The sequence below is a fragment of the Pseudoclavibacter sp. JSM 162008 genome (genome assembly GCF_041366455.1).
GTDB lineage: Bacteria > Actinomycetota > Actinomycetes > Actinomycetales > Microbacteriaceae > Pseudoclavibacter.
In genome coordinates, this window is sequence record NZ_JBEWYX010000015.1 from 90,060 (window position 1) to 97,075 (window position 7,016).

Below are 7,016 nucleotides of genomic sequence, written 5' to 3' on the forward strand. Positions count from 1 at the left end.
CGAAACTTGTTCGATTGTTCCCTGGACGAGACTCGGGCAGCGGGTGTTTCCTTGGTGTAGAGCGGCGGCCGCAGTGCGGCAGTTGCATGCATCATCGCCGTGCGACACCTGCGCGGCAGGGCACGCCAAGTCCAAGGGAGCACTTGAATGTCGACCACACCTACACACGACGCGGTGCTCGACGCCGCCGACGCCATCATCGACGCGTTCCGCGCCACGGACACCGAGGCGTACTTCGCCGGGTTCGCGCCCGACGCGTCGTTCATCTTCCACCCGGAGCCCGCGCGGCTCGACTCGCGCGCCGAGTACGAAGCGCTGTGGGCGGGCTGGATCGCGGGCGGCTGGCGGGTCACCTCCTGCGCATCCACCGACCGCCTCGTGCAGGTCTTCCCGGGCGGCGCGGTCTTCAGCCACACGGTTGCGACCAGCATCGACTCGGCCGACGGCCCCGACTCGTACCTCGAGCGGGAGAGCATCGTCTTCACGGTCGGCGACGACGGATCCCTCCTCGCGATCCACGAGCACCTGTCTGCGCCGACGACGGACACGGAGGCCACCTCATGACCGGCCCGAAGACCATGGCCCTGAACCTCGACGGCCAGGACGACTCAGCCGGCCCCGTCCGCGGCACCCAGTCGCTCATCCGCATCGCCCTCATCTGGCTCGCCGCGAACCTCGTCGTCACGACGCTCCTCACCGGCACGCTCTTCGTTCCCGGCGTCTCGTTCGGCACGGCCACCGGCATGATCGTGCTCGGCACGCTCCTCGGCGTCGTCGTGCTGGTGCTCATCGGCAACATGGGCACCCGCACCGGCCTGCCGACGATGGCCCTCACGCGCGGTGCGTTCGGCATCCGAGGCAGCCTCGTGCCGGCGGCCTCCAACCTCATCGTGCTCATGGGGTGGAGCTGGGTGCAGGCGATGCTCGCCGGCGTCACCGTCGACTACCTCGTGTTCGAGGCGACGGGCTTCTCGAACCCGATGCTGTTCTCCGCCATCTGCCAGGGCATCGTCGTCGTGCTCGCGATCTTCGGCCACACGGGCATCTCGCGCGTCGAACCGTGGCTGGCGCTCGTGATCCTGGTCGTGATGGGCTTCGTGTTCGCGGCGGCGTTCGGCGCGTTCAGCCCCGGAGACTTCGCGGCGATGACCGTGGATGCGGAGCTCGGCGGCACCGCGTTCATCACCCTCGACCTGGTCATCGCGACGGCGATCTCGTGGACCGTCCTCTCCGCCGACATGAACCGGCACGCGAAGAACAGCGTCGCCGGAGTCATCGGCTCAGGAGTCGGCTACACGCTCTCGACCACGATCGCCATGTTCCTCGGCCTCGTCGCCTTCAGCGTCGTGCTCCTTCGCGGCGGCGAGGCGATCGCGTTCGACCCGACCGTCATCGTCGCCGAGTTCGGCTGGCCGCTCGGCATCGCCATCTTCCTGTCGGTCATGGCGACCAACACCATGGTCGTCTTCGGCATGGTCACCTCGGTCATCAACGCGCAGTCGAAGTGGCACCTGCGCTTCCTGCCGACCGCGATCATCCTCGGCATCATCTCGATCATCGGGTCCACGTTCCTCGGCCTGCTGAACCAGTTCACCGACTTCCTGTTCATCATCAGCGCGTTCTTCGTGCCCGTCTTCGCGATCATGATCGCCGACTACTACCTGCTGAAGCGCCGCAGCTACTCGCGGCAGATCCTGCAGGAGCGGCGCGAGAGCCGCTACTGGTACCTGCGCGGCATCAACTGGGTGGCCGTGGCCGTATGGATCGTCGGAGCGGCCCTCTCCTACGTGCTCGCGTACGTCGCGCCGAGCCCCATCGGCGCGAACATCCCGGCCTTCGCGGTGAGCTTCGCCCTCTACCTTGGCCTCACCTGGGCGCTGCGCGGCGTGAAGCCGCTCGCGCTCGCCGATCCGCGCGACGCCATAAAGGCGGGGCACCTGCTCGACGAGGAGGAAGAGGCGGGGCAGCCGACGCGGGGCCGCTGACCTACCCGCGCAACCGCGGGTCGTCCGTCGGGTCGGCGTACGGCTCCGCGCATCCGTTCGTGGATGCGCCAGCCTGGTACTCGAAGTGCCACGGCTCGTTGAGGTACGTCAGGCACAGCCCGTAGCTGGCGCCGTTGGTGGCGAGCCAGTCGGATGCGCCGTTGCCTTCCACATCGACGGCGTCGCCCGACACGTGGAGCGACGTCTCGGGCGAGGCGACCCACCGCGACGCCTCGTCCTCTGACCCGTACTCGGCGACCGCATCCTGCAGCAGCTGCTCCTGGAGCTCGACGGAGCGCCAGCCGCTGTTGACCATGACGGACACGCCCGCCGACTGCGCGTCGCGCGTCGCTGCCTGGAGCGCATCACGCAGCTCGGGAGACAGCTTGCCGATGCCCGCGTACTCGGTGTCAAAGGCGGTCGTGCCGAACTGGAGGCGCCCGTCTGGGTTCTCGGCGCCGTCTGTCTCCGAGACAGGTGAGTCGCCGTTTTCAACAGGCCCAAGCTCTGAGGGTTCCGCGAGCAGCGTGTCCTGCACGGGCAGCTCGGTGTGCGACGCCGTCGTCTCGCCGAGCTGCGCCGAGAACAGCGCAACCCCGAGGCCTGCGAGCGCGACGAGGGATGCGCCGCCGAGCAGCAGTCGCACGCCTCGCTTGCGAGGTGGCTGGTCGTCGTCGGTGCGCTGGTGGCGGGTCGGGCTGGTGAGCGTCATACGACAAGTCCACGTGCGCGCACGTTGAAGGGGCATTCCGTCTTTCGCATACGCCGGCAATATGCCGCGGCTCGTATCATCGGCACATGCGTGTGCTGCTGGTGGAGGACGAGCCCTACATGGCGGAGGCGATCCGCGACGGGCTGCGCCTCGAGGCGATCGCCGCCGACATCGCCGGCGACGGGCACGCCGCGCTCGAGCTGCTCAGCGTCAACGACTACGACGTCGCCGTCCTCGACCGCGACATCCCGGGCCCCTCCGGCGACGAGGTCGCCAAGCGCATCGTCGCGTCGAACAGCGGCGTGCTCATCCTCATGCTCACGGCCGCCGACCGCCTCGATGACAAGGCGTCCGGCTTCGAGCTCGGCGCCGACGACTACCTCACGAAGCCCTTCGAGCTGCAGGAGCTCGTGCTCCGGCTGCGCGCCCTCAACCGCCGCCGCGCGCACAGCCGCCCGCCCATCCACGAGATCGCTGGCCTGAAGCTCGACCCGTTCCGCCGCGAGGTGTACCGAGACGGACGCTACGTCGCGCTGACGCGCAAGCAGTTCGCGGTGCTCGAGGTGCTCATGAGCGCGGGCGGGGGAGTGATCAGCGCCGAGGAGCTGCTCGAGAAGGCGTGGGATGAGAACGCCGACCCGTTCACGAACGCCGTCCGCATCACCGTCTCCGCCCTGCGCAAGCGCCTCGGCGAGCCCTGGCTCATCATGACCGTGCCCGGTGTCGGCTACCGCATCGACGCCGAAGCGAACTCGGTGCTCGACGAGGACGACCAGCGGTGACCCGGCAGCGCGGGCTCAGCGTGCGGCTGAAGCTCGCCCTGAGCTACGCCGGCTTCCTCATGATCGCCGGCGCGCTGCTGCTCGCCGTCGTCTACGCGTTCCTGCTCCGCTACGTGCCCGCCGAGGCGATGGCCAGCGAGTGGACGTTCTTCCCCGGCCGCACCGACCTCGTGCGCGCGTTCGTTCCCGCCGCGGCGTGGGCACTGCTGTTCCTGCTCGTCTTCGCGCTCGTCGGCGGCTGGTTCCTCGCCGGGCGGATGCTCGCCCCGCTCACCCGCATCACCTCCGCGACGCGGGCCGCCGCGGCAGGGTCGCTGTCGCACCGCATCCGCCTCTACGGGAAGAGCGACGAGTTCACCGAGCTGGCCGACAGCTTCGACGCGATGCTCGCGCAGCTCGAGGCGCACGTCGACCAGCAGCAGCGGTTCGCCGCGAACGCCTCGCACGAGCTGCGCACGCCGCTCGCCATCTCGCAGACGCTCCTCGACGTGGCCCGCAGGGACCCGGACCACGACCACGACGAGGTCCTCGGGCGCCTGCATTCGGTGAACGCGCGCGCCATCGAGCTCACCGAGGCGTTGCTGGTACTGAGCCGCACCGAGCACGGCACGTTCGCGACCGAGCGCGTCGACCTGTCGCTCGTCGCCGAGGAGGCCGCCGAGACGCTGCTGCCGCTCGCCGAGAAGCGCGGCGTCGCCATCGAGACGGCGGGGGAGGCCGCGACCACGATCGGCTCGCCCGCGCTCATCTCGCTGCTCACCACGAACCTGCTGCACAACGCGATCGTGCACAACCTGGCGCAGGGCGGCTCGGTCACCCTCACGACGAGTTCGGCGACGGATGCGGCAGTCCTCGTCGTCGAGAACACCGGCAGCCCGATCGGCGATGGCCTGCTCGCCACGCTGACGGAGCCGTTCCAGCGAGGCGAGCAGCGTGCGCGCAGCGACCACGCCGGTGTCGGGCTTGGGCTGGCGATCGTGAAGAGCGTCGTCAAGGCGCACGGCGGGTCCATGCGGCTCGCGGCGCGAGACGGCGGCGGGCTGCGCGTGACCGTGCGGCTGCCGCTCGCCACCGATGCCGCGACGGGCGCACCGGCGGGCGGCAGCACCTAGCTGAACGCCGAGCGCCGCACGCTCGGCGCGACGACCGCGGCACCGATCAGCGCGCCGACCGTGTTCGCGATGATGTCGCTCGTGTCGAAGCTGCCGACGGCAAGCGCGAACTGGGTGGTCTCCATGGCGAGGCTCGCGAACCCGGCCGCGAAGAACGTCTTCGGGCCGGGCGACCGACGCCACAGGTAGCCCGTGCAGAGGCCGAACGGGATGAAGACGGCGACGTTCGCGAGCACCTCGAGCGGGAGGCTCGCCGCGTACCCCTCACTCGCGACGAACGGGACGAGCTTGAGCGCCCGCATCTCACCCCATCCGACGAACGGGGCCTCGAGCTTCCAAACGATGAGCCACGTGAGCATCACCAGGTACGCGAGGAAGAGCACGGCCACGAGGAAGCGCGGCGCGCGCGACGGACGACGAGTCCGCGGCTGGCGCTGGGCGCTGACGAACGCCCCGGTCGTCGGGAGTTCGAGGGTCTGGTCTGCGCGGCTGTAGCTCATGGCTACAGCCTCTCGAGGGGCGTGTTGCGGGAGCGTATGCGAGTTTCGATACGCGGACGATACCCGGCGGGTGGGCGGATTCCACAGGCGACGGGCCGCGCTCGCCATTCGTGAGAGACTTCCGGCTTGTGACTTCCGCAAGCGCATCCGAGAACAGCAACCCGCATGAGGCCGCGCGCGAACCGCAAGCCGTCGCCGGCCAGAAGAGCGACGCGCACCACCTGCAGCGTTCGCTGACGCCGCGGCAGCTCGCGATGATGGGCCTCGGCGGGGCGATCGGCGCCGGCCTCTTCGTCGGTTCCGGGCAGGCGATCGCGGTCGCCGGACCCGCCGTCATCGTGTCGTACGCGGTCGCGGGCCTCCTCGTCATCCTCGTGCTGTTCATGCTCGCCGAGATGGCCGCCGCCGACCCGCAGAGCGGTGCCTTCTCCGTGTACGCCGCGAAGGCGTTCGGCGCCACCGCGGGTGCGACGCTCGGCTGGTTCTACTGGATGCAGCTCGTCATCGTCATCGCCGCCGAGGCCACGGGCGCCGCCGCCATCGTGGCCGCATGGACCCCCGGCATCCCGCAGGGCGTCTGGGCGCTCGCCTTCATGGTGGCGTTCACCCTCATCAACCTCCTCGGCGTGCGCCGCTACGGCTCCTTCGAGTTCTGGTTCGCGGTGCTCAAGGTCGCCGCCATCATCGGCTTCCTCGCCCTCGGCGCCGCGCTCCTCTGCGGGCTCATCCCCGACGTGCCCTCACCCGGGCTGTCCAACCTCGTCGCGCACGACGGCTTCGCGCCGACCGGCATCCTCGGCATCTCCGCCGCGCTCCTCATCGTCATGTTCAGCTTCGGCGGCACCGAGCTCACCGCGATCGCCGCCGCCGAGACCCGCGACCCCGCCACGAGCATCCGCCGCGCCGTGCGCAGCGTGCTCTGGCGCATCCTGCTCTTCTACATCGGCTCCGTGTTCGTGATCGTCGCCGCTCTGCCGTGGATGGACCCGGCCGTCGTCGCCGGCCCGTTCGCCGCCGTGCTCGCCCTCACGAACATCCCCGGCGTGGACCTCATCATGTCGGCCATCATCGTCATCGCCCTGCTCTCGGCACTCAACGCGAACCTCTACGGCGCCTCCCGCATGGTCTACTCGCTGTCCGAGCGCCGCTTCGCGCCCCGCGGAATGCAGCGCCTCGCCCGCAACGGCACGCCGACCGTCGCCGTGCTCGTCTCCGTCGGGGTCGGCTTCCTCACCGTCATCTTCAACTTCCTCGCGCCCGACGCCGTCCTGCCGACCCTCCTCAACATCGTCGGCTCGACCCTCATCGTGCTGTGGGCGACCGTCACCGCCTCCCAGCTCGTGCTGCGGCGGCGAGCGGATGCGCGCGGCGAGACCCTCACAGCCCGCATGCCCGGCTTCCCCTGGCTGAGCATCCTGGCGGCCGTGATCCTCGTCGTCATCGTCGTGCTGACCATGCTGAACGAGGGCTCTCGGGAGCAGCTGCTCGCGACGCTGGGCATGACCGCGGTCATCGCCGTCGCCTGCGCGCTCACCAACCGGCACCTGCGCAGGCAGGGCGTCGACCCCGTGCAGCTGCTGCGCGGAGAGGTGAACGAAGGGGCTGCAGGAACTGAGGCGCCCGGATCTGACAACGCACAGAAGAAGTAAGTGAACCTGATTTCTGCACTGCCTGACCCGTTGATTCGAAGCTATGTTCGGGAAGTCGGGAATCTAGGTTCCAACCACGTCTGGGGATAAGTCCAAGGGTGGCCGATGTTCGGTCGCGATCGGTGCAGAAAGTTATCCACGAAACCGCGGAATGTCGGTGGTTGTCCGTAGTGTTGGGGGCATGCAACAGCCCCGCGAGCACGACCTCCCGAACCCGGGGTTTGACCCTTCGGATCCGGCGTCTGTTGCTGCGCGTAGGTCGGACATTCTGGCGTT

7 protein-coding genes are annotated in these 7,016 nt (G+C 69.3%); 5 read left to right on the forward strand and 2 right to left on the reverse strand.

What is annotated here, in order from left to right; genetic code table 11:
* Window positions 1–147 precede the first annotated feature (147 nt).
* Together ABVF28_RS13050 and ABVF28_RS13055 are read left to right on the forward strand one after the other, a co-directional pair.
* Window positions 148–564, forward strand: a complete 417-nt coding sequence (locus tag ABVF28_RS13050; protein WP_179556973.1) for a nuclear transport factor 2 family protein — start codon at window positions 148–150, stop codon at window positions 562–564.
* A complete protein-coding gene (locus ABVF28_RS13055) occupies window positions 561–1,985 on the forward strand; it encodes a cytosine permease (protein ID WP_371030788.1) in 1,425 nt (474 codons plus the stop codon). The genes ABVF28_RS13050 and ABVF28_RS13055 overlap by 4 nt, the downstream gene beginning before the upstream one ends.
* 1 nt (window position 1,986) lies before the next feature.
* Here the strand turns inward: ABVF28_RS13055 and ABVF28_RS13060 are convergent, their stop codons facing one another.
* Window positions 1,987–2,697 carry a M15 family metallopeptidase gene (locus ABVF28_RS13060; RefSeq protein ID WP_371030789.1) on the reverse strand — a complete coding sequence of 237 codons (711 nt, stop codon included), beginning with the start codon at window positions 2,695–2,697 and terminating at the stop codon, window positions 1,987–1,989.
* A gap of 86 nt (window positions 2,698–2,783) precedes the next feature.
* Between ABVF28_RS13060 and ABVF28_RS13065 the strand changes: the two genes are divergently transcribed.
* Window positions 2,784–3,479: a response regulator transcription factor gene (locus ABVF28_RS13065; protein WP_104311630.1), complete on the forward strand. Its 696-nt coding sequence runs from the start codon at window positions 2,784–2,786 to the stop codon at window positions 3,477–3,479.
* Window positions 3,476–4,591, forward strand: a complete 1,116-nt coding sequence (locus ABVF28_RS13070; RefSeq protein ID WP_371030790.1) for a sensor histidine kinase — start codon at window positions 3,476–3,478, stop codon at window positions 4,589–4,591. The genes ABVF28_RS13065 and ABVF28_RS13070 overlap by 4 nt, the downstream gene beginning before the upstream one ends.
* On the opposite strand, the gene ABVF28_RS13075 is transcribed toward ABVF28_RS13070, so the two are convergent.
* Complete coding sequence (locus tag ABVF28_RS13075; RefSeq protein ID WP_371030791.1) at window positions 4,588–5,091, reverse strand: VanZ family protein; 504 nt, start codon at window positions 5,089–5,091, stop codon at window positions 4,588–4,590. The genes ABVF28_RS13070 and ABVF28_RS13075 overlap by 4 nt on opposite strands.
* A 128-nt stretch (window positions 5,092–5,219) precedes the next feature.
* Between ABVF28_RS13075 and ABVF28_RS13080 the strand changes: the two genes are divergently transcribed.
* Window positions 5,220–6,740, forward strand: a complete 1,521-nt coding sequence (locus ABVF28_RS13080; protein WP_371030792.1) for an amino acid permease — start codon at window positions 5,220–5,222, stop codon at window positions 6,738–6,740.
* Window positions 6,741–7,016: the final 276 nt, after the last annotated feature.